Source organism: Cobetia sp. PDI-23MA (genome assembly GCF_059507735.1).
This window is the reverse complement of record NZ_CM183352.1, coordinates 3,091,327-3,114,786: the sequence shown is the minus strand read 5'-3', so window position 1 is coordinate 3,114,786 and position 23,460 is coordinate 3,091,327. Positions and strand designations below refer to the sequence as shown.

The following is a 23,460-nucleotide window of genomic DNA, read 5'->3' as shown; positions in this document are numbered from 1 at the left end:
TGCTCAATAACCGTGCTCGCGGCTGATGCCGGTCAGCACTTCACCTCGCTGAATGCGGCGAATGTTGTCTGCCAGCTGATCAGCTGCCTCGGCCACCGGGGTCGGCGCAGCGGCATGCGGCGTGATGATCACGCGCGGCTGGTGCCACAGCGGGCTGTCCTCGGCCAGTGGCTCGTGCTGGAAGACGTCGAGCAGGGCGCCCCTGAGCTTGCCTTCCTCGAGCGCCGCGACCAGGTCCTCCTCGACCACGCTGCTGCCACGCCCCGGATTGATCAGCACGGCGTCGTCGGGCAGGGACTGGAAGACATCTGCGTTCAACACGTCTCTCGTGGCCGGCGTATTGGGCAACAGGTTGATCACCGCCTTGAGGCCGAGCGACTCGTCACCCAGCACTTGCTGGAGGGTGCGGCCGCCTTCGCCGGTTTCATGGTGGCAGGTCACGCCCTGCAACGTGTGGGCGCTGCGGCTGAAGCCATGCACCGGATAGCCGTCTGCCGCCAATGATTCGGCGATTTGGCTGCCGATGGCGCCGAGCCCGAGTACCGCCACCGGGTACTGATGGGCGCGCACCACGCGGTGCGGGGCCCACTGGGTGTCCGTCTGCTGTCTGGCGTAGCGGTCGAAGTCACGTCGAAAGTGCAGCAGGCCATAGCGCACGTAATCCAGCATGTGGCTGGCCATGCCGGCATCGCTCAGCTTGAGCACCGGCACATCGTCAGGCAGTGCCGGGTTGCCTAGCAGGCTGTCGACGCCCGCGCCCAGATTGAGGATCGCCTTGACGTCATGATCGCGGTGGCGCTCGAACAGCGCTGCGGGCGGTGCCCACACCACCAGTACATCGCCCAGCATCTCGCCGTCATCGGCAATGATTTCCAGCGGCGCTTGTTTTGATGACTGTTCCGACGACTCATCTTGCCGCGCCCCCTTGGCGTCGGCGGTATCGCACAGGCGCTGACGCAGAGCATCGCACCAGCGTTCGGCGCGTTCATGATGTACCAGTATCCGCATGCTGTTCTCCTCTTCAGTAACGCTGGGTGGCGGGTCGAGATTTTTGAGCCGTCCCGGCCTGTTCGTAGGCTCTGTTCGTGGCTCTGTGCAAAGGGGCTGGAGTTTGGCCTCACCATGCGCCATTGCCTTGCGCCATTGTCTTGCGGGCATGACCTGCTCGCGGGCGGCAATGGCGCAGGCCTTGCAAGGGCTCAAGCGAAGGGCGACAGTGCCAGAGTCGTCCTTTGACCCGTTGTTGGCAGAGTGACAGACTCGAATCCAGAGGGGAATTCGGATGTACGCATGTACGCCGACCCTGCCGAACCGCGGGGCGCATCGTTCGCTCGCGGCGCAGGCAGCCATTGTCAGCCCGGTGCGGCTGGCAGGTCGGTCACCCGCTGCCTGGCCCTGCGTATGGCCACTGGCTCCGCCCCAACGTGCTGCTTGCCTCAAGGCCTGATCGATAAGGAGCGCTGCATGAGTCAATTCCCGCCCCATACTGGTGCGCCCCAGCCAGCCTTCGCTGGCCTGGCCACCTTGCCCAGCAGCGAGGCACCGGCCACCGAGAGTGACTGGACGCCACGTGCGCTGTCCGCTGGCCGTCAGGCCTTCACCATCGGCGAGTATCGCGCGCGCATCCAGCGGGTGCGTGAGGCCATGGCGCGCGCCGGCATCGATGTGATGGTGATTTCCGACCCCTCCAACATGGCGTGGCTGACCGGCTACGACGGCTGGTCCTTCTATGTGCACCAATGCGTGCTGCTGGGGCTTTCCGGCGAGCCGGTCTGGTATGGGCGTCGTCAGGACGGCAACGGCGCGCTGCGTACCTGCTGGATGGGCGAGGACAACATCCTGTGGTACCCGGATTACTACGTGCAGAATCCGGACATGCACCCGATGGAGTTTCTCGCCCAGTCCATCCTGCCGCAGCGTGGCTGGCACGATGGGGTCGTCGGGGTCGAGCTCGACAACTATTACTATTCGGCGCGGGCGCACTTGGCGCTGCTCAAGGAGCTGCCCCACGCACGGCTGGTGGATGCCAACTCGCTGGTCAACTGGTGTCGCGCGATCAAGTCCGAGCAGGAAATCGCCTATATGCGCGTGGCCGGGCGCATCGTCGAGCGCATGCATTCACGCATTCTGGAGATGATCGAGCCGGGCCTGCCCAAGAGTGCGCTGGTCGCGGAGATCTACCGGGTCGGCGTCGAGGGCGTGATCGGCCCCGAGGGTGAGATTCTCGGTGGCGACTATCCGGCCATCGTGCCGCTGCTGCCCACCGGCAGTGATGCCGCCGCGCCGCACCTGACCTGGGATGACACACCGTTTCGTGAGGGTGAGGGCACCTTCTTCGAGCTGGCCGGCTGCTACAAGCGCTATCACGCGCCGCTGTCGCGTACCGTGTTTCTCGGCCGTCCGCCGCGCGATTTCGTGCGCGGTGAGTCTGCCCTGCTGGAAGGCATCGAGAGTGGACTGGCCATCGCCAAGCCGGGCAATCGCTGCTGTGACATCGCGCTGGCGCTGGGCGCGGCGATGGACAAGTATGGCTTCGACCGTGGCGGCGCACGCTGCGGCTATCCCATCGGCATCAGCTATCCGCCGGACTGGGGCGAGCGCACCATGAGTCTGCGCCCCAGTGACGAGACCGTGCTGGAACCGGGCATGACCTTCCACTTCATGCCCGGTATGTGGATGGACGACTGGGGGCTCGAGATCACCGAGTCGATCCTGATCACGGAAAACGGTGCCGAGCCGCTGTGTGATGTGCCGCGCCAGCTGTTCGTCAAATAGCCTGCCGACAAGTGTCAGCAGCCCGCCATAACAAGGAGTGGTGTCATGCGAGAGTCCCCCGTCAGTCTGACCATCGATCTGTTCGCCGATGGCGTTCAGCACGGTTTCTTCAAGCTGCCGATCTCGACTGACGAGTCGGCGTGGGGCGCGGTGATGACCCCGATCAGCGTGATCGCCAATGGTGAGGGGCCGACGGTATTGCTGACCGGCGGCAATCATGGCGACGAGTACGAAGGCATCACCGCGCTCTACAAGCTGGCGGCGCGCCTCACGCCTGAGGACGTGCAGGGGCGCGTCATCATCGTGCCGACCATGAATGCGCTGGCGGCCAAGGCCGGGCGGCGTTGTTCGCCACTCGATGGCGGCAACCTCAACCGCAGCTTCCCCGGCAGCCCCACCGGCGGCCCGACCGAGCAGATCGCCGACTACTTCACCCGGGTGCTGGTGCCGCAGTGCGACTATGCGCTGGACCTGCATTCCGGCGGCCGCACTCTGGATATCCTGCCGTTCGCCGCCGCGCACCGTCTCGACTATCTCGAGGAGTCGCTGGGCGTCGAGCAGTGTCGTCTGCAGGAAGCCGAGAGCCTGGCCGGGGCGCTGGCCTTCGGGGCACCCTCGGCGATGATGATGTTCGAGCTGGATGCCGAGGCACTCTACGACACTGCGGTGGAGCGCCAGGGCAAGGTCTTCGTCACCACGGAGCTGGGCGGCGGCGGTTCCACCACGCCGGAACGTCAGGCGACCGCCGATCGTGGCGTCGACAACTTCCTCGCCTTCAGTGGTGTGCTGCGCGAGCGCAGTCGCGCGGATCTGGAGCAGGACATCGAGCGCCAGCGTGCCAGCCAGGCGAACGCGCCGCTGTTGATCGACATGCCGGATGCCAGCTGTTACGTGCAGAGTGAGCATGAAGGGCTGCTGGAGCTGTGCGTGGCACTCGGTGAGCAGGTCACGGCGGGGCAATGCGTGGCGCGGGTCTATCCGCTGGGGCGTGCCGGTCAGGCGGCGGTGGAATATCGCGCCGAGCGTGATGGCGTGCTGGTGGCGCGGCGCTTCCCGGCCCAGGTGAGTCTGGGCGACACCCTGGCGGTGATCGCGGAAGTCGTGGACGACCTGGCGCGAGAGGACTCATGAGCGCGAGTCCCTCCCGCTCGCAGCCATCGCCGAAACTGGATGCCTTCGATCTCAAGATTCTGGCGATACTCGAACGCGATGGCCGCATCACCAAGTCGCGGCTGGCCGAGGAGATCAACCTGTCGGTCAGCCCGTGCTGGGAGCGCGTCAAGCGCCTCGAGCAGGCGGGCATCATCGAGGGCTATGCCGCCATCATCAATCAGCAGCGCCTGAGTGATCAGCAGGGGGGCGCTTCCCGGGCGGCCGCCCCGCGCACGCCGGTGTGGGTCGAGATCCACCTCAAGCATCATGATGCCAGCAGCTTCCAGCGCTTCGAGCGGGCGATGCGTGAAGCGAATGAAGTGATCGAGTGCGTGGCGGTCGGTGGTGGCGTGGATTATCTGCTGCGGCTGGAGACGGCCAGCATCGATGCCTACCAGCGGTTGATCGACCGCTGGCTGGTCTCGGAACTGGGTATCGATCGCTATTTCACCTACATCGTCACCAAGCAGGTAAAATAGCGCGCCAGCTCCGTCGCTCTTCCTCTCATGCCGCACGAGATACTCTCACCATGGTGCCTTTCGCCGCCCCTTCCGGCTCCGTCGATTGTCCGTCCCACGTCCAGGCCGAATCCCCCGGTGCCCCGGTGCTGATCTTCGATTCGGGGGTCGGAGGGCTCTCGGTGGCCTCAGAGATCCGCCGCCAATGGCCCTCATTGCCACTGGCCTATGTCTGTGACAATGCCGCCTTGCCCTATGGCACCAAGCCCGATGACTGGCTGGTGGCTCGTATCGCGCAGGTGTGCGTGGCGGCGGTGGAGGCAAGCGGGGCGCGTGCTCTGGTAGTGGCCTGCAATACCGCCAGCACCCTGGCGCTGGTGGCGTTGCGCGAAGCGCTGTCGATTCCGGTGATCGGCACCGTGCCCGCCATCAAGCCGGCGGCGGCGTTGGCACGTGCGCGTCAGAGTGCAGAACGTCGTGAGAAGTGCGAGCCGCCGGTGTTCGCGTTGCTGGCGACTTCCGCCACGGTAAGACGTGCCTATACGGAGCAGTTGATCCACGATTTCGCGGCGGATTGTCAGGTGATTCGCGTTGCGGCCGATCCGCTGGTCGCCGAGGCCGAGCGGCGTCTGCGCGGCAAGCCGGCGCGCCCCGAGGTGGTGGCGGCCAGTCTGGCTGATCTGGCGGCGGTCGAGGCGCTGGAGGTGGTGATTCTCGGCTGCACGCATTTCCCACTGCTTGGCGCCGACATCTCACAGGTGCTGGGCGAGTCTCGAGTGGCGCTGGTGGATTCCGGCGCGGCAATCGCCCGCCGTGTGGCGGAGGTGCTGGCGCTTGGTGCTGCGGCCCAAGTGGCTGGGCAACAAGTTGCTCAGACTGATCAGCAGGTCTCTCAAGAGGCTGGACAGCAAGCCGCTCAGGCGGTTCAGCCAGCACCACGTGAGCACATGGCGCTGGCGACGGATGCCCGGCAGCCGGGGCTGGCCACGGCGCTGGCCAGTCAGGGTTTCGCCGCGCTGCAGGCACTGGCGTTCGACGACTGAAGCGCAGGGGCGCTGACTCTCGCGGCCCTATTGCACCTGCCTGCTCCCGCCTTGGCCCGCGATTTGGCGCTTGAGCTTCGCGCTGCCGATGGTAGGCTAGCGCGCCCAACCTTTGAATGGACGTGATCGGCATGGCTCACCATGACGTCCCCGCGTCCCTTTGCTCATCGTTTCAGTGCTGCGGTATGCCCGCAGGCAGGAGTCAGTGTGGCCATCGCCGTCGTCGATCCCAGTCAGTATGAACAGCAGCTCGCCGAGAAGGCCGAGCAGACCCGCGCACGTTTCGCTGCCTTCGATGCGCCGGAACTCGAGGTGTTTCCCTCGCCGCCCAGCCATTACCGCATGCGTTGCGAGTTCCGTATCTGGCACGAGGATGATGACCTCTACTACGCGATGTTCGAGGTCGAGTTCGACGACGAAGGCAACAAGAAGAAGACGGTCGTGCGCATGGACGACTTTCCGGTTGCCAGCCAGCGCATCAATGAGTTGATGCCGCTGCTGCGTGAGCGCCTCAAGGCAAGCCCGGTGCTGCGCGAGCGTCTGTTCCAGTGCGAGTTCCTCACCACCCTGAGCGGCGAGGCACTGGTCACGCTGATCTACCATCGCAAGCTCGGCGAAGACTGGGAAGCCGAAGCACGCGCGCTGGAAGAAGAGCTCGACATCATGATCATCGGGCGTTCGCGCAAGCAGCATATCGTGCTGACGCGCGATCACGTCTTCGAGCGTCTCGAGGTCGATGGCCGCGAGTACGTCTATCAGCAGGTCGAGAACAGCTTCACCCAGCCCAATGCCGAGATCTGCCGCTCGATGCTCAGTTGGGCGCGTGACGTAACCCATCCTGACAAGGCGCAGGCGGAAGGCCGTGAGCAGGGCGATCTGGTCGAGCTCTATTGCGGCAACGGCAACTTCACCATCGCGCTGGCCGAGAACTTCCGCCGCGTGCTGGCCACCGAGATCTCGCGCACTTCCGTGGCCTCGGCGCAGGTCAACCTGGCGGCCAATAGCATCGACAATGCCCAGGTGGCGCGCATGTCGGCCGAGGACTTCTCGCTGGCGCTGGCGGGCGAGAAGGCGGGCCGTCGTGTCGCGGAGATGGACCTCGACAACCACGACTTCCGCACCGTGCTGGTCGATCCGCCGCGTGCCGGCCTCGATGCCGACAGCTGCGAGCAGACCGCGCGCTACGAGCGTATCGTCTACATCTCCTGCAACCCGCAGACGCTGATCGACAACCTTGAGGTGCTGTGTCGCACGCACCGTATCGAGCGCTTCGCGTTGTTCGATCAGTTCCCGTATACCGACCACCTCGAGTGCGGTGTCTATCTGGTTCGCAGATAAGCGCGTCGTCAAATCGGCAACTGTCGTCACGCCCGTATGAGTCAGGCATCGCGCCAATCGTTTGAAAAACCGGAGCCCCGTCGTCATCTACCTGTCAGGTAGGGGATGACGGGGCTTTTTTGCGCACATGACAGCCACTCGAATTAGACTTTCGTTTCATGCGCGGACCGCCAAGTCAATACCCGATGCACAGATGTAATGCTGCATGACCAATATGGAACAGGCATGGGGCAGAGGCGCAGACTGCGCTAGTCTGTGATGCACTGCATGAGTCTGTGCTGCCACGCCTTTTGGTTGGCGCAGACTCTCTATGACTATTTTCCCTGATACATCCATCAGGTCAGTCGAGGTGATTGATGCTACACGTGGCGACGGACGGCAAGCAGGAATTTCTTGCGCAGCTCGAAGAGCAGCTGGACAAGCGACTTCCCAAGGACAAGGTGGACGTGATCGCGGCGTTTGCGCGCGACTATCACGCAACGGCCTCCTTCGAGGACATGGCCGAGCGCAAGCTGGATGACCTCTACGGTTCCACCCTGGCCGTATGGCACTTCCTGCAGAGCCTCGAGGCTCCCAAGGTGCGCGCCTACAACCCGGACTTCGAGAAGCATGGCTGGCAGTCGACGCACACCATCATCGAAGTGCTGCACCCGGACATGCCATTCCTGGTCGATTCCGTGCGTATCGAGCTCAATCGTCGTGGCATCACCGTTCACGCCATCCACAACGCCGTGCTGGCCGTCGCACGTGATGACGCCGGTCAGCTGGAGCGCGTGACGGCACCACGTGCCGAGAACGCCCCGCAGCACCGCGAGTCGCTGATCTACATCGAGGTCGATCGTCACAACGACGCCGAGACACTGGAAGACCTCGAGACCAGCCTGCGTGAAGTGCTGGCCGAAGTGCGCGTTGCCGTCGCTGACTTCGACGCCATGCGCAGCCAGGGCGCCCAAGCGCTGCAGGAGTTGCGTGACAACCGTCCGCCGACTGTCTCCGAGGCTGACCATAAGGAAGCCTGCGACTTCATGCAGTGGATGGGCAACGACCACTTCACCTTCCTGGGCTATGACGAGTACACCGTCGACGAGCAGGAAGACGGCACCCGCGTGCTGAACAAGGTCGAAGGCTCGGAGCTTGGCGTGCTCAAGCTGGATCTTGATCGCTATCACGAGCAGTCGCGTCACCAGCAGAGCGTCAACAGCGATCAGTACGTGCTGATCCCGGAGCTGCTGTCCTTCGCCAAGAGCGCCTTCCACGCCCGCGTGCATCGTCCGGCCTACCCGGACTACATCACCGTCGAGCGCTTCGATGAAGAAGGCCGCGTGATCGGCGAGCGCCGCTTCCTGGGGCTCTACACTTCCACGGTGTACAACCAGAGCCCGCGCAACGTGCCGATTCTGCGTCGCAAGGTGCAGGACGTCATGGAAGCCGCCGGCGTCAACCCGAAGGGCCACAATGGCAAGCACCTGCTGCAGATTCTGGAAGTCTATCCGCGTGATGACCTCTTCCAGATCTCCACGGACGAGCTGACCCGTACCGCCACCAGCATTCTCAACATCCGTGAGCGTCGTCGCGTGCGTCTGATCGTGCGTGAAGACCGCTTCGGCAAGTTCTTCTCGGTACTGGTGTTCGTGCCGCGCGATGTCTACTCCACCGACCTGCGCGTGCGCATCCAGAATCTGCTGTGTGAAGAGCTGAACGCCACCTTCGGTGACTTCACGCCGTATCTGTCCGAGTCCGTGCTGACGCGTATCCAGTTCATCCTGCGCTTCAAGGGCGATGAACCGGGCCAGTACGACATGCGCGCGCTGGAGAACAAGATCGCTCAGCTGGCCCGCAGCTGGCGTGACGAACTGCACGCCGCCATGGTCGAAGGCTTCGGTGAAGAGCAGGCCAACGAGCTGATGACTCGCTACCGTGATGCCTTCCCGGGCAGCTACCGTGACGACTTCTCGCCGCGCACCGCTGTCTATGATGTGGGCCACCTGCGCGCGCTGGACGAAGGTCAGGCCGTCGGCCTGAGCACCTATCGTCTGGTCGAGGACGACAACTCCGGCGTCAACCTGAAGCTGTTCCACAAGCATCAGCCGATTCCGCTCTCCGACGTACTGCCGGTGCTGGAAAACCTCGGCCTGCGTGTCATCGGTGAGCGTCCCTACGAGATCACCCGCACCGATTCCTCCTGCTGGATACACGATTTCGATCTCGAGCATCACGGCAAGGGCGCAGTCGAGCTCTCCGAAGTGCGCGAGAGCTTCATCGAAGCCTTCAAGAAGATCTGGTCCGGCGAAGCCGAATCCGATGCCTTCAACCGCCTGATCATCGGCTCTGGCCTGGACTGGCGTGAAGTGGCGATGCTGCGTGCCTACGCGCGTTACCTGAAGCAGATCCGCTTCGGTCTCTCCCAGGCCTACATCGCCAATGCGCTGGGCAGCCATCCGGACATCACCCGCGAGCTGGTGCAGCTGTTCAACCTGCGCTTCGACCCGCAGGGGCAGGGTGGCGAGGATGACGTCAACGCCTGCCGCGAGCGCATCAATGGTCTGCTCGACCAGGTCTCCAGCCTGAACGACGACCGCCTGCTGCGTCGCTACGTCGATCTGATGATGGCCACGTTGCGTACCAACTTCTTCCAGCCGGCAGAAGATGGCCAGGCCAAGGACTACATCAGCTTCAAGCTCGATACCCGTCAGATTCCGGACGTGCCGAAGCCGCGCCCGATGTTCGAGATCTTCGTCTACTCGCCGCGCGTCGAAGGTGTTCACCTGCGTGGCGGCAAGGTCGCACGTGGCGGCCTGCGCTGGTCTGACCGTCATGAGGATTTCCGCACCGAGGTGCTGGGTCTGGTCAAGGCACAGCAGGTCAAGAACGCGGTCATCGTGCCGGTCGGCGCCAAGGGCGGTTTCGTCTGCAAGCGCATGCCGGAAACCACCGACCGCGACGTGATCCAGAAGGAAGGTATCGCCTGCTACCAGATCTTCATCCGCGCACTGCTCGACATCACCGACAACCTGTCCGGTGGTGAGGTGGTGGCCCCGACGGCCGTCGTGCGTTACGACGAAGACGACCCCTACATGGTCGTCGCGGCCGACAAGGGCACCGCGACCTTCTCCGACATCGCCAACGCCATCTCCAACGAGTACGGCTTCTGGCTGGGCGATGCCTTCGCCTCCGGTGGCGCCAACGGTTACGACCACAAGGGCATGGGCATCACCGCCAAGGGCGCCTGGGTCAGCGTGCAGCGTCATTTCCGCGAGATGGGCATCAACATCCAGGAAGATGAGTTCAGTGTGGTCGGTATCGGTGACATGGCCGGTGACGTCTTCGGCAACGGCATGCTGCTGTCCGAGAAGATTCGTCTGGTCGGTGCCTTCAACCACCGCAACATTTTCGTCGATCCGAATCCGGACACCGCGAAGAGCTTCGCCGAGCGCGAGCGTCTGTTCCGTCTGCCGCGTTCCAGCTGGGACGACTACGACAAGAGCCTGATCAGCGAAGGCGGCGGTCTGTTCTCGCGTGATGCCAAGACCATCGCCATCAGCCCGCAGATGAAGGAAGTCTTCGATATCAGTGCTGACCATCTGGCGCCTAACGAGCTGATCAACGCGATGCTCAAGGCGCAGGTCGACCTGATCTGGAACGGCGGTATCGGGACCTACGTCAAGGCGTCCACCGAGACTCACGCCGAGGTTGGCGACAAGGCCAACGATGGCCTGCGCATCGACGGCCGTGAGCTGCGCTGCAAGGTAGTGGGCGAAGGCGGCAACCTGGGGCTGACCCAGCGTGGGCGCATGGAAGCTGCGGCCAAGCGTGGCGTGCGCGTCAACACCGACTTCATCGACAATGCCGGTGGCGTGAACTGCTCGGATCACGAGGTCAACATCAAGATCCTGCTGGATGACATCGTTGCCCGCGGTGACCTGACCGACAAGCAACGCAATCAGCAGCTGGCCGAGATGACCGACGAAGTCGGCGAGCTGGTGATCAAGGACAACTATCGCCAGACCCAGGCACTGTCGCTCTCCGAGCAGCAGTCCAAGGAAGGCATGGGCGTCTTCCGTCGCTTCATCAATGAGCTGGAAGCGGCCGGCACCCTGGACCGTGAACTCGAGTTCCTGCCATCCGATGAGGCGCTGATCGAGCGTTCCAACGCCGGTGAAGCCCTGACCCTGCCGGAACTGTCCGTGCTGGTCTCCTACGCCAAGAGCGATCTCAAGACCAGCTTGATCGCCTCTGACGTGCCGGACGACAGCTACGTGCAGCAGCACCTCGAGCGCGCCTTCCCGCGCGTGCTGATGGAGCGCTTCCCGGAAGAGATGTACCAGCACCGTCTGAAGCGTGAAATCGCCGCGACCCAGATCGCCAATGACCTGGTCGACCACATGGGCATCGCCTTCGTGCGTCGCCTGGAAGACACCACTGGTGCCGACAAGGCGGAAATCGCGCGTGCCTACATCGTGGCGCGTGACAGCTTCAATCTGGAAGCGCTGTGGACCCAGATCGAGGCCCTCGATCACCAGGTGCCGGCAGAACTGCAGTACCGCATGATGGGCGATCTGATGCGCCTGATGCGTCGTGCCACTCGCTGGTTCCTGCGTCAGCGCAGCGCCATGGGCGTCAAGGAATGCATCGGCCACTTCGCCCCGCGTCTGGCCCAGCTCTCCGAGAGCATCGGTGAGCGTCTCAAGGGCGAAGCCCGCGAGAACTGGGAAGCGCGTCGCGACAGCTATGTCGAGGCAGGCGTGCCGGAGGCCCTGGCCAGCACCATCGCCGCGACCTCAAGCCTCTATGCAGGGCTTGGCATCATCGAGGCGGCCAAGGCGACCGGCGAGAAGATCAATCGCGTGGCAGAAGCCTTCTACGGCATCGGCCATCGTCTGGAGCTGCCGTGGGTCGGTGACAAGATCAACGGCCTTGAGGTGCAGGACAGCTGGCAGGCGCAGGCACGTGAAAGCTTCCGCGATGATCTCGATCGTCAGCAGCTGGCCCTGACCGTCAGCGTGCTCAAGCAGGACAATGCACCGCGCGAGATCGATGAGCGTGTCGACAGCTGGATGGCCAGCCATGAAAGTCTGGTCAGCCGCTGGTGCTCACTGCTCGGCGAGATGAAGGGCGGTGCTCAGCTGAGCTTCCCGCTGTTCGCGGTCGCCCTGCGCGAGCTGGTCGATCTGGCCGAGTCCAAGCGCGAAGCCTGAGACTCGCCTCGAATGCAGCAAGAGCTGACACAAGTGGCGAGTAGCTGGTGACTCGCTGATCGAAGCCCTCACTCTCGGTGAGGGCTTTTTCATGGGGGATAGATAAAAAAGTGATAGCTGAAGCCTGCGGTAAGGTAACTGTCGTCAGCTGTCTGGTATGCTGAGTGGTGACCAGTGCACAGACTGATACAGGCCCTGATGGGGGATCCTTTTCTGCAGACCCTGTTTTCAGTCCTTGATTATCAGACTCTCATTTCAAGTCTCGGAGTCGCTGCGGCGCTCGCTGGAGGCTTCTGTTTTCAAAGCATCAGTACAACAAGGCAGAGACACCATGTCACATCGTGCATTACCCCTCGCCTGCGCCCTCGCGCTCGGCCTGTCCACTCTGGCATCCCAGACCGTGCTGGCCGATGGCAGCCCCGCTCAGCAGCGTGCAGAAGAAGCGGCAGGCAAGCTGGACATCTCCAAGTTCCTCAAGTCGCGCAGTGATGCCCACAGCCAGAACTTCCAGTTCGGTGGTACCAGCGTGCACCAGTTCACCATCAAGGAAGCCGGACGCTACGAAATCGATGGCGTCGCCAGTTTCGATGTGACCGACCCCTACACCATGAAAGCCACGCTCGAGAGTGAGCAGGGTGAGGTCGTGGCCACTGCAGAAGGTGACAGGGCCTCCGATGGCTTGACCATGAATACCGAGCTTGAGCCGGGCGTCTACAAGCTACGGGTGCGCGCCGACAAGCTGGGGGCTGGCAAGTCGGGCGGCAACACCTATGAGATCAACGTCGCAGGCCTGAGCGAGAGTGGCGAGAAGCTGTCTGCCGAGGAAAGCGGCATCGAGACCGGCAACGGCCTGGTCTTCCTCGACACCGATGGCGATGGCCGTCGTACCGCCTTCGTCGATGCCAACGATGAGGTCGCGACCATCAAGCCGGCCACCGTGGCCGCCGCCGAACAGGCCGCCCGCGAGAAGAAGGCGGCCGAAACGGGCAATGCGGCAGCTGAAGGCGCTGCTTCTGCCACAGGCGCCGCCGCTACTACTTCGGCAGCCGCGACTGCTGCAGCCGAGACGTCTGCCGCTGCCGCCACGACGGCTGCTGCCACGGGCAGTGCAGCCGTGACGGAAACCGAGGCCGAAGCGGAGCCGGATCGTCGTTTCGACGAGATCGTCACCGATGTGCGCATTCTCGAGAAGGGCGAGGTCATGACCTTCGATGTCGCGGACCGCGGCACCGTGACCATCGATAGTGAGACCTTCCCGGGCAGCGAGGGCACCTACAAGCTTGAGATGCGTCTGCTCGACGAGAACGGCAACACCGTCGCCAGCGACAAGGGCGAAGGCTTCCAGGGCGACTTCCACCTCAAGACCGTGCTGGAGCCGGGGCGTTACACCGTCTGGGTCAGCGGTCAGAAGTTCGGCTCCTCCATGCAGGGCGTCAACAACTACACCGTGCGCGTGCAGCAGCTCGACGTGAAATGATCTGCAGGGCATGACCCCGTCATAGTCGGGTGTGACACAAGGGCGGCCCAGCGGGCCGCCCTTTCTTGTTGCCCTGAGCATGAGTAATGCTGCCGGCCTTGGCGTGAGCGATTTTATCGATAGCAGCGCGAGCGTGCCGGCGCGCAGTGTCTGTCCTCGCGGGCTTCGGGTATACTTCGCGCCCAGCTATGCTGTCGTCACGACCCTGCCGTCCGCTGTCTGGAGATCATCATGTACTCGTTTGCTCGCTCGCTTCTTTTCAAGCTCGACCCGGAAACAGCTCATGGTGTGACGCTGAGTGCGCTGGACATGGCACATCGCCTCGGCATGGCGCGCGGTCTGGGCGGTGAAGCGCCGCGTGATCCGGTCTCGCTGATGGGGCTCGAATTCCCCAATCGCGTTGGCCTGGCGGCAGGTCTCGACAAGAATGCCGATCACCTTGATGCGCTTGCCGCTTTGGGCTTCGGATTCGTGGAGGTCGGCACGGTGACGCCGAAAGGGCAGGACGGCAATCCCAAGCCACGTCTGTTCCGGCTGCCGGAGCATCGGGCGATCATCAACCGCATGGGCTTCAACAATGCCGGGGTCGAGCATCTGGTCGCGAAGGTCAAGGCCAGTCAGGCGCGTGCTGCCTTTGGTGTCGTGTTGGGGATCAACATCGGCAAGAACCTGACTACGGCAGTGGATGATGCATTGAGCGACTATCTGGTCTGCCTCGATGCCGTACATGCGCATGCCGACTACATCACCGCCAACATCTCGTCGCCCAATACCCCGGGGCTGCGCAATCTTCAGTTCGGTGATCATCTCAGCCAGCTGCTGGCCGGGCTTCGCCAGCGTTGCGATCAGCTCGATGCCGAGCGCGGCAGGAAGGTGCCGCTGGTGATCAAGATCGCGCCCGACATGGACAGCGAGGAAATCCTGTTCGTGGCGCGGGCGTTGGCGGACAACGGCATCGATGGCGTCATCGCCACCAACACCACCATCGAGCGCACGGCGGTCGCGGGTAGTCCGCATGCGCAGGAGGCGGGCGGACTTTCCGGCGCCCCGGTGCGTGAATCGTCGACGCGGGTGATCCGTGGCCTGCGTGAAGCGCTGCCGAACATGCCGATCATCGGTGTGGGCGGTATCACCGACGGCGAGAGTGCGCGTGAGAAGATTGCCGCGGGGGCGGATCTGGTGCAGCTGTATTCCGGGCTGATCTACCGCGGCCCGGCATTGATCGGTGAGTGCGCGCGCGCACTGGAGAAGGCCGATACCCTGATCAAGGTGTGATCCGGGCTGGGCTCAGACACAGCGTGATGCTGGCACCCTTCGCTCACGGCGCTTCAAGAGAGGGGCGAGTGGGGAAGGGCAGACACGGAAAAGCCGCCTCCTGACATCAGAAGGCGGCCTCGGTACCGGCGTGAATGATGATAAGACAACGGCAGGGAAGTTATGCGTGATCTGCCATTGTCGTGTTGGCTGCCATGTCCAGCCAGCGTGCACGATGCGAAGCGCTTTTGCCGTCAGAAACGGCGGTTGGGGGTTGGCCCCTTGAGCTCATCGGGTGCGTGGATGGTTGAAGCAGGCCTGGAAAGAACCTGCTGATGCAGTCAAGGTGAACGTTTGCCCGTGTCGTGCTCCGCGCTGGACCGTCGTCCTCGCAGGCCGTCGCCTGCTGCGCCTCCTCTTCTGGAGCCATACCACGATTGAAACGACACGAGCGCCAACATCTCGGCCTTTCAGGAAGTGAAGCGAGTCGGCCCCATTGCCTACTGCGTCTCTTGCCTGTCAGTGCCGCGCGTCATCAAGATAGAAATAAGGCGTTACCTCCCTGGTGATTTGACGTGTCGCTGGGCGACTTCCGTGGGATTTTCCGGGTGATGTCGCTAAACCGACTCACCGTGAACACCTCGAGTCCTCTCTGTACGTGCCAGCCGACCCTGTAACTTGTCAGGAGGCGGTGGCGTGATGCCGGAGAATCCGCTTGGGCAGCGCATCAGGCTGCGTCGGCGGGGTGAAGGGCGCCAGGCGCCGTATTGCCAGTGTCATTCCGTGACGTGCCGCTTTCCTGAAATGGGATGACCTCCTGGTCGCGGATGATGAACCTTGGCGTCATGCGGTGCTCAGCTGAGCACCATGGGGTTCTTGTGGATGCCGGAGACGCCGGTCATTCCCGACCATTGGTCCCCGCGGCCTTCACGCCAGCCGCTCATCCAGAATTCACGTAGATTGACATCGATACTGGGACAATCATCACGGGAACGGCCGGTGACACCAGCCTTGTAGCCGTGAACATAGGCACGCTGAAAGCGATCACGTTTCTGTCTCTTCATGGATGACCTCTAAGTGAGAACCCATCGGCACTGCGTGTCAGTGATGGCGAGACATACCCGGCGAGACCTTGTCTGGCCGCGGTTGCCCTGCCATTGGACATGCCGAGTGAGAGAGTTGGCCGATGCCCTGTCGGGCACTGCCGGCCTCGTGCATCATCACCTCGCGTCGTTGGCCATTATTGTCGGAAAAGGTCACGAGTGTGAGATGATGGAAGGTCTTGCCTGTATATGCTCGAGCGTGATGGTGAAAGAGCGACTGCCTTGCCGTGCCGGAAGTCCGATCTCCTGAGCGGCACAGACAGGCTGCCCGAATGAGGCTCGTGTCCCTTGATCCTCGATTTCGCATGGCGTGTCACCTTTCCGAATTGCAGCTACACCTATAGTTTTTAGAACACTGCCTCTGGCTTGTCGACAGCCGTATAGGAATATCGCTAGTGCCAGAAGCCAACTCACAGGAATAAGTCCGGCGCCTGCCGGTGAGAGATTCATGACTGATACGACCTCTGCGACTACACCCCGCGCGCCCAGCAACTCGCTCTCTACCTGGTTTGCGACCTGCCCGCGTGGCATCGAAACGCTGCTGGCCGATGAGCTGACGGCTCTGGGTGCCGAGGTGACTGGCACGACCGTCGCTGGCGTACACTTCAACGGTAGCCAGGAAACCGCCTACCGCACCATCCTGTGGTCGCGACTGGCCAACCGCATCATTCGTCTGCTCACTCGCGTGGGTGGCGTCGACACCGGCGAGCAACTGCGCAAGGCGAGTGCGGGTGTCGATTGGGCGATGGAGTTACCGGATCGTGCATCCATCGCCGTCGATTTCCACGGGACATGGAAAGATATTCGCCACACCTTCTTCGGTGCCCAGACCGTCAAGGACGGCATCGTCGAGGCGATGTTCGAGGAAGGCCGCAACAAGCCGACCGTCGATGGCAAGAATGCAGATCTGCGCATCTACGCGCACCTGCACAATGGCTACATCACCCTGGGCATCGACCTTGTGGGTCGCAGTCTGCACCAGCGTGGCTACCGTCCTGATCTCGCCCATGCGCCACTCAAGGAGAACCTGGCGGCGGCCCTGCTGATGCGGGCCGACTGGCCGGCGCGTGCGGCGCGTGGCGAGAGCCTGGTCGACCCGATGTGCGGCTCCGGCACGTTGCTGATCGAAGCGGCCTTGATGGCGGCGGATATCGCGCCGCAGTCGCTGAACCAGGACTTCGCCTGCCGCCACTGGGGGCGCCATGACGAGCGCATCTGGAAGGGCCTGTGGGAAGAGATGGAGCAGCGTGCCATTGCCGGGCGGCGCAAGGTCACCGCGCGTCTGTTCGGGCGTGATCACAGTCCGCAGGCGATTTCTGCCGCGCGCTCCAACGCCATGCGTGCGGGAATTCCGGCGCTGATCGAGCTGGAAGGCGCCTCCGTCGCCGAGCTGACCTGTCCCGAGGGCGCCACCACTGGCCTGGTGATGACCAACCCGCCCTACGGTGAGCGTCTGGGCGAGCTACCGGCACTGGTGCCGCTCTACGCAAGCCTGGGTGAGCGCATGAAGCGTCACTTCGGCGGCTGGACGCTGGGCATGTTCACCGGCAATCCGGATCTCGGTCACCGTCTCGGTCTGCGGGCGCATCGTCAGTACGCCTTCCGCAACGGCCAGCTCGATTGCAAGCTGTTGATGATCGATGTGGCGGCGCGTGAGCGTGCGGTTGACGAAGACAGCGTGGCCGAAGATGCCCGCAGTCAGCCCGCGCTGAGCGAGGGCGGCCAGATGTTCGCCAATCGCCTCAAGAAGAACCAGAAGTCACTGGCGCGCTGGCTCAAGCAGAGCGGTACCACCTGTTATCGTCTCTACGATGCCGACATGCCGGAGTACGCGCTGGCCATCGATATCTATGGCCGTCACGTGCACGTGCAGGAATACACGCCGCCCAAGTCCGTGGATGCCAGTCAGGCGCAGCGTCGCCTGATGGATGCACTGGCGGCGATTCCGCAGGTGCTGGGCTGCTCGCCCAACGATATCCATATCAAGCAACGCACGCGTCAGGCGGGCAAGGCGCAGTACACGCGCCAGGACAGCTCTGGTCAGCGTATCGAGGTGCAGGAAGGCGATGCCAGGCTGTGGGTGAATCTCAAGGACTACCTGGATACCGGCCTGTTCCTGGATCACCGTCCGGTGCGCAAGCTGCTGGGCAAGGAAGCGGACGGCAAGCGGGTGCTCAACCTGTTCTGCTATACCGCGACGGCGACCGTGCATGCGGTGCTGGGCGGTGCCAGCGAGAGCGTCAGCGTCGACATGTCCAATACCTATCTGGACTGGGGGCGCGAGAACTTCAAGCTCAACGGCATCAGCGAGAAGCGCCATCAGCTGGTGCGTGCCGACTGCCTGAAGTGGCTGGAGCGCTCCCGCGAGGAGTTCGACCTGATCTTCCTCGACCCGCCGACCTTCTCCAATTCCAAGAAGATGGAAGGCACCCTGGATATTCAGCGTGATCACGCACGCCTGATCGACCTGGCGATGGCCAGTCTGGCACCGGGCGGCACGCTGATCTTCTCCAACAACCATCGTCGTTTCGTGATGGATGACAGCGTCAGCCAGCACCATGTGGTGGAAGACCTGTCGCGCAAGCTGCTGGACCCGGACTTCAAGCGTCGCCCGGATATCCACCACGTCTTCCGAATCCGTCGCGCCAGCGACGTGAAGGGCTGAGTTATGGCCAGCATCCCGCTGTGGCTCTACACCACGGCGGGCTGTCATCTGTGTGCTCGGCTGGAAGCCACGCTGCAGGCGTTGGGGGCGGATGTCACGCTCACGCGGGTCGAGATTGCCTTCGATGCGCAGTTGAGCGAGCGTTACGCGACGCGAATTCCCGTGCTGGCAAGCACATCGGGGGCGGAGTATTCGCTGGCCGATGGCGAAGAGGTATTGCTGGAATGGTTGCGCGCGCAGGGCGTCGAGCAGCGCCTCGAGCAGGGCGTCGAAATGACGCCCCCAGCCGAGCACGACCCAGCCACTGAGCTGCAGGGCCTCACCCTGCGCAACGGGCGTCGCTTTCTGCGCTGAGCGGCGCAGATATGTCGCTAGAAGTTGGTGCAAAAAGACCGCCGCTACCTCAGGGTAGCGGCGGTCTTTTCGTGTCTGGCACCGTGCTGCGTACTAGCTCTCCAGCAGCGACATCTGGCGCATGGCGTCTTCGGCTTCCGGGCTATCGGCCGTGGCCTCCAGCACCTTAGTGTAGCCGCGTGAGGCCTGGATGTGGGCGAGGTCGCTGACCCAGGTCATGGCCTGCTCGTGGCTTTCGGCGAGATCGTGCTTCAATCCGCCGAACTGGGTGCCTATCTGGCCCCATGAGCGGCTGACGATCCAGTCGCCGAACATGTCCTGATGCACATGGACCAGAACGTAATCGTGGTGGCTTTCCCAGCGGATGATCACGCGTGACTCCCGAGGCGAAACGATGGTGGCTGGACTCAATCATGAGCTTGTGACGCCCGTTGCGTGCGCCTAAGATGGCACGGCGGCGGGCAAGCAAGCATACCATTGTAATCTTCACGTGCCTTGCGGCAAGGTGTGAAGTCACTCAGGCGCTCATGTTGGCCCGTGAACCCGCAGCGACACTCATTGCCACAGCAAGGAAAGGCAACAGATGCACATCATCGTGGACGATAACGTCCCTCTGGCAGAGGAATTCTTCTCCGAACTGGGAGAGGTGACCTGCATGCCGACTCGCGAGATCACCAATGCCGTCCTCAAGGACGTCGACATGCTGATCTGTCGCTCTACCTTGCGCGTGGATCAGGCGCTGTTGGAAGGAACGCGGGTGCGCTTCGTCGGCTCGCCGATCATCGGCACCGACCATGCCGATCTCGAATGGCTCGCGGCCAACGATATCCACTTCACCAACGCGCCGGGCTGCAATGCCGACTCGGTGGTGGATTACGTGCTGTCGTCGCTGTGGCATCTGGCCGAGCAGGAAGGGCTGGACCTGCAGCTGGACCGCCGCTTCGGCGTGGTCGGGGCCGGTCAGGTCGGGTCACGGCTGGTCAAGCGTCTCGAGTCGCTGGGTGCAGAGGTGCTGGTCTGTGACCCGCCGCGTGCCGCGCTTGAGGGCCAGAGCGATGAGCGCCCCGAGAAGTCCCGCTTCGTGGACCTCGATGAGCTGGTCGCCGAGTGTGATGTCATCTGTGTGCACACCCCGATGGTCACCGGTGGCGAGCATCCGACCCATCATCTGATCAATGCCGAGCGCATCCGCGCCTTGAAGCCCGGCAGCGTGCTGCTGAGTGCCGGCCGCGGAGGCTGTGTCGATACCGCGGCGCTCAAGCAGCGCCTCAAGGAGCAGGCTGATCTGCTGACCGTGCTGGATGTGTGGGAAAACGAGCCGGATATCGATGCCGAGCTGGCCGCACTGGTGGACATCGCCACGCCGCACATCGCCGGGCATAGCCTGGATGGCAAGATGCAGGGCACCGAGATCATCTATCAGCAGGCCTGCCGTCACTTCGGGCTGCCGGCGCGCCGCAAGCTGGGCCAGCTCAAGCCGGACCCGTGGCTGCGCAAGCTGGTGCTGACGGGTTGGGCGCCGCCGGAAGAGGCGCTGGGACTCTGCGTACGCGCCTGCTATGACGTGCGCCGCGATGCGCTGGGTCTGCGTCGCTATCAGCGTCGTTTCGGCAATGCCGAGGGGTTCGTGCGTTATCGACGCGAATATCCGCTGCGTCGCGAGTTCTCCACATTGCGTGTCGAGCTCAAGAAGAATGCCCGCGAACTGCGAGAGGTGCTCGAGGGCTTCGGCTTCTCCCGCGTCAAGCTGGTCAGCAAATGATCACGGCGTGATTCGCAAGCCGCCCTGCAACGCCCCCGTCAGCCCTGCTAGCGGGGGCGTTCGCGTTGTGGAGGTCGCCTGATGGACGAGAGCCTTGTGGCATGGCTGCATCCATGACCGTTTCGGTCTGCGACCTTGGTCGATATAATGCGCCCCAGATCGCCTGGCGACACGCGCCGGGGCTGGCCTTGACGGCATGCCCCGCCTGACGCTGCGGCGTTGCTCCCCTTTCTCCGTGTCTTCTGCCATGCCCGTCATCACGCGGCGTGTCGGCGTCCTCATTTCTTGAAGATGGTGTCTTGAATGCAACAACACCCTGATAACTCTGCTGAGGACAGCGGCTATCGTCCGCCTTCTCTGCTGGATGCCCTGATTCCCATCGTGCTGGTCATCGCCATGCTGGTGCTGGCGGTGGTGCTGTTCGGTGCCGATGCCTCCTGGGGGCCCAATCAGGTCGCGCTGCTGTCCGGCGCGATGATCGCAGGGATCATCGGTCTCAAGAACGGCTATCGCTGGAGCGATATCGAAGAGGGGATCAACAAGGGCATCCAGATCTCGCTGGGCGCGATCCTGATCCTGCTGGCGGTCGGCGCGATGATCGGCACCTGGATTCTCGGCGGCACCGTGCCGGCGATGATCTATTACGGTCTGGACGTGATCGCGCCGCAGTACTTCTATGCCTCCGCCTGTCTGCTGTGCGCGCTGGTGGCGCTGTCGGTGGGCAGCTCGTGGACGGTCGCCGGTACCATCGGCATCGGCCTGATCGGTATCGCCGATGGCCTGGGGCTGTCCGAGGCGATTACCGCCGGCGCGGTGATTTCCGGGGCCTACTTCGGTGACAAGCTCTCGCCGCTGTCCGATACCACCAACCTGGCGCCGGCAGCGGCCGGCACCACGCTGTTCGCGCATATTCGTCACATGCTGTGGACGACCGTGCCCAGCATCCTGCTCGCGCTGGCAGGCTTTCTGTGGCTCGGCCATGACTCCGTCTCCAGCCTGCAGACGCCGGAGCAGGTTGCCAATCTGCGTGCCCGGCTGGGCGAGCAGTTCAACATCGGACTGCACCTGCTGATTCCACTCCTGGTGCTGCTGGTGATGGCCGTGCGTCAGATGCCCGCCTTCCCGGCCATCTTCATCGGCGCGGCGTTGGGCGCCGTCTTCGCGGTCATCTTCCAGCCGCAGGCGGTGGTGGGGCTGGCAAGCGTCACTGACATGTCCACCGCCATGGCGCTGCTCAAGGGGGTGTGGATGTCGATGTTCGATGGCTATGTCTCCCACAGCGGTGATGAGGTGATCGACTCGCTGCTCTCCAAGGGCGGCATGAGCAGCATGCTCAACACCGTGTGGCTGATCCTGTCGGCGATGACCTTCGGTGGCGTGATCGAGCGTCTTGGCCTGCTGGAGCGCCTGGTGAAGAGCCTGCTGGGCGCGACACGCAACGCCGGTTCGCTGGTCATCACCACACTGGGGACCTGCCTGGCCTCCAACGTGGTGACCGGCGATCAGTACATCTCGGTCATCCTGCCGGGGCGCATGTATCGCGCCGAGTTCCGTCGCCGCCGCCTGGCGCCGGTCAACCTGTCACGCGCGCTGGAAGATTCCGGCACCATCACCTCGCCGCTGATTCCCTGGAACAGCTGCGGCGCCTACATGGCGGCCACCCTCGGCGTCGCGACCTTGAGCTATCTACCCTTTGCGCTGTTCAACCTGATCAATCTGGCGCTGGCGGTGGCCTACGCCATGGTCGGCTTCAAGCTGGAGCGCCTTGAAGAAGGCGAGGGAGCTGAAGGTGTGGAGCCGACGCCGCTGGCCGAGTCGCTGGTGCTGGATACGCCCCACGAGACCTTGGAGTCACGCTGACTCAGCCCTGAGGGATAAAGAGAAAAAGCCCGCCACGTGGATCACGTGGCGGGCTTTTTGCTGTCTGCAGGGGTCAATCAGGCCGTGCAGGATTGGCGCAGCTTACTTGTAGGCAGCGGCCTTGAGCGCGGCGATACGGTCATCCAGCGGCGGGTGGCTGGCGAACAGTTGCTCCATCAGCTTGCGGCTCTTGCCGGTGGTGATGGCGAAGGCGGTCATGGTGTCGGGCATCTGGTCCGGCAGCTCATGTTCCTGCTTTAGGCGAGCCAGGGCGTTGATCATCGAGCCGCTGCCCGCCAGGCCTGCGCCTGCGGCATCGGCACGGTATTCGCGCCAGCGCGAGAACCAGGCGACGATCATCGAGGCCACCAGGCCCAGCAGCAGTTCGAGCACGAAGACCACGGCCATGTAGCCGAAGAAGCCCAGGCCGCCATTCTCGTCATCGCGCTTGAGGAAGGCGTCGATGGCGTGTGCGGCGATACGCGCGAAGAACATCACGAAGGTATTCACCACGCCCTGGATCAGCGTCAGCGTCACCATGTCGCCGTTGGCGACGTGGCCGATCTCGTGCGCCAGCACGGCGCGCACTTCCTCGGGGCGCATGCGATTGAGCAGGCCGGCCGAGACGGCGACCAGCGCATCATTGCGGTTCCAGCCGGTGGCGAAGGCATTGGATTGCTGCGCCGGGAAGATGCCGACTTCCGGCATCTTGATGCCAGCGTCGCGCGCCAGTTCACCGACGGTGTCCAGCAGCCAGCGCTCGGTGTCGTTCTGCGGCTGTTCGATGATCACGGTGCCGGTCGAGGACTTGGCCATCGTCTTGGACAGGAACAGCGAGATCACGGAACCGGCCATGCCGATGATGAAGCAGAAGATCAGCAGCGCCGTGTAGTTGATGCCGTTGGCTTCCATGTAGCCATCGAAGCCCAGCAGGCGCAGCGTGACACTGGCCAGCAGCACCACCGCCAGGTTGGTGATCAGGAAAAGGGCTATCCGCATCATGGGGTCAGGTCTCCAATGCCAA

The 23,460-nt window shown here is 63.3% G+C and carries 16 protein-coding genes; 12 read left to right on the top strand and 4 right to left on the bottom strand.

The genetic code is table 11. The features are described 5' to 3' along the window. Nucleotides 1-3 precede the first annotated feature (3 nt). Nucleotides 4-1,008: a 2-hydroxyacid dehydrogenase gene (locus tag AC5WNJ_RS13220; protein ID WP_495929903.1), complete on the bottom strand. Its 1,005-nt coding sequence runs from the start codon at nt 1,006-1,008 to the stop codon at nt 4-6. A gap of 456 nt (nt 1,009-1,464) precedes the next feature. Here AC5WNJ_RS13220 and doeA point away from each other — a divergent pair, with 456 nt between their 5' ends. The 8 genes from doeA to AC5WNJ_RS13180 all read left to right on the top strand — a co-directional run bounded on the left by doeA (nt 1,465) and on the right by AC5WNJ_RS13180 (nt 14,713). Beyond that, nucleotides 1,465-2,775 (top strand): ectoine hydrolase DoeA, encoded by a 1,311-nt coding sequence (doeA, locus tag AC5WNJ_RS13215; protein ID WP_176677791.1) that lies wholly within the window; start codon nt 1,465-1,467, stop codon nt 2,773-2,775. A 45-nt stretch (nt 2,776-2,820) separates the two neighbouring features. Continuing rightward, complete coding sequence (gene doeB, locus AC5WNJ_RS13210; RefSeq protein WP_253061507.1) at nt 2,821-3,906, top strand: N(2)-acetyl-L-2,4-diaminobutanoate deacetylase DoeB; 1,086 nt, start codon at nt 2,821-2,823, stop codon at nt 3,904-3,906. Beyond that, nucleotides 3,903-4,406, top strand: a complete 504-nt coding sequence (locus AC5WNJ_RS13205) for an Lrp/AsnC family transcriptional regulator (protein ID WP_495929902.1) — start codon at nt 3,903-3,905, stop codon at nt 4,404-4,406. The genes doeB and AC5WNJ_RS13205 overlap by 4 nt, the downstream gene beginning before the upstream one ends. A 50-nt stretch (nt 4,407-4,456) precedes the next feature. Continuing rightward, nucleotides 4,457-5,428, top strand: coding sequence for a glutamate racemase (murI, locus tag AC5WNJ_RS13200; RefSeq protein WP_495929901.1), 972 nt, complete (start codon nt 4,457-4,459; stop codon nt 5,426-5,428). Between the two features lie 207 nt (nt 5,429-5,635). After that, nucleotides 5,636-6,766, top strand: a complete 1,131-nt coding sequence (trmA, locus tag AC5WNJ_RS13195) for a tRNA (uridine(54)-C5)-methyltransferase TrmA (RefSeq protein ID WP_248380820.1) — start codon at nt 5,636-5,638, stop codon at nt 6,764-6,766. 356 nt (nt 6,767-7,122) lie between these two features. Next, nucleotides 7,123-11,961: an NAD-glutamate dehydrogenase gene (locus tag AC5WNJ_RS13190; RefSeq protein WP_253061501.1), complete on the top strand. Its 4,839-nt coding sequence runs from the start codon at nt 7,123-7,125 to the stop codon at nt 11,959-11,961. Nucleotides 11,962-12,292: 331 nt separating this feature from the next. Then, entirely contained in the window at nt 12,293-13,438 is a 1,146-nt protein-coding gene (locus AC5WNJ_RS13185) for a hypothetical protein (RefSeq protein ID WP_495929900.1), read from the top strand. Between the two features lie 231 nt (nt 13,439-13,669). Beyond that, complete coding sequence (locus AC5WNJ_RS13180) at nt 13,670-14,713, top strand: quinone-dependent dihydroorotate dehydrogenase (protein WP_495929899.1); 1,044 nt, start codon at nt 13,670-13,672, stop codon at nt 14,711-14,713. A gap of 833 nt (nt 14,714-15,546) precedes the next feature. On the opposite strand, the gene rmf is transcribed toward AC5WNJ_RS13180, so the two are convergent. Next, on the bottom strand, nt 15,547-15,756 hold the full coding sequence (gene rmf / locus AC5WNJ_RS13175) for a ribosome modulation factor (RefSeq protein WP_043334308.1): 210 nt from the start codon (nt 15,754-15,756) through the stop codon (nt 15,547-15,549). Between the two features lie 487 nt (nt 15,757-16,243). On the opposite strand from rmf, the gene rlmKL reads away from it, so the two are divergent. Together rlmKL and AC5WNJ_RS13165 are read left to right on the top strand one after the other, a co-directional pair. Continuing rightward, entirely contained in the window at nt 16,244-18,460 is a 2,217-nt protein-coding gene (gene rlmKL / locus AC5WNJ_RS13170) for a bifunctional 23S rRNA (guanine(2069)-N(7))-methyltransferase RlmK/23S rRNA (guanine(2445)-N(2))-methyltransferase RlmL (RefSeq protein WP_192837427.1), read from the top strand. Nucleotides 18,461-18,463: 3 nt separating this feature from the next. Continuing rightward, nucleotides 18,464-18,814: a glutaredoxin family protein gene (locus AC5WNJ_RS13165; protein WP_176677782.1), complete on the top strand. Its 351-nt coding sequence runs from the start codon at nt 18,464-18,466 to the stop codon at nt 18,812-18,814. 93 nt (nt 18,815-18,907) lie between these two features. On the opposite strand, the gene AC5WNJ_RS13160 is transcribed toward AC5WNJ_RS13165, so the two are convergent. Beyond that, nucleotides 18,908-19,186, bottom strand: a complete 279-nt coding sequence (locus AC5WNJ_RS13160) for a WGR domain-containing protein (RefSeq protein WP_043334304.1) — start codon at nt 19,184-19,186, stop codon at nt 18,908-18,910. A 211-nt stretch (nt 19,187-19,397) separates the two neighbouring features. On the opposite strand from AC5WNJ_RS13160, the gene pdxB reads away from it, so the two are divergent. Both pdxB and nhaC read left to right on the top strand, forming a co-directional pair. Then, the gene (gene pdxB / locus AC5WNJ_RS13155) at nt 19,398-20,576 is read left to right on the top strand and encodes a 4-phosphoerythronate dehydrogenase PdxB (protein WP_495929898.1); all 1,179 of its coding nucleotides are present in this window, start codon (nt 19,398-19,400) and stop codon (nt 20,574-20,576) included. 303 nt (nt 20,577-20,879) lie between these two features. After that, the gene (gene nhaC / locus AC5WNJ_RS13150; protein ID WP_495929896.1) at nt 20,880-22,436 is read left to right on the top strand and encodes a Na+/H+ antiporter NhaC; all 1,557 of its coding nucleotides are present in this window, start codon (nt 20,880-20,882) and stop codon (nt 22,434-22,436) included. Between the two features lie 102 nt (nt 22,437-22,538). Here the strand turns inward: nhaC and htpX are convergent, their stop codons facing one another. Beyond that, nucleotides 22,539-23,438 (bottom strand): protease HtpX, encoded by a 900-nt coding sequence (htpX, locus tag AC5WNJ_RS13145; RefSeq protein WP_176677779.1) that lies wholly within the window; start codon nt 23,436-23,438, stop codon nt 22,539-22,541. Between the last annotated feature and the right edge of the window lie 22 nt (nt 23,439-23,460).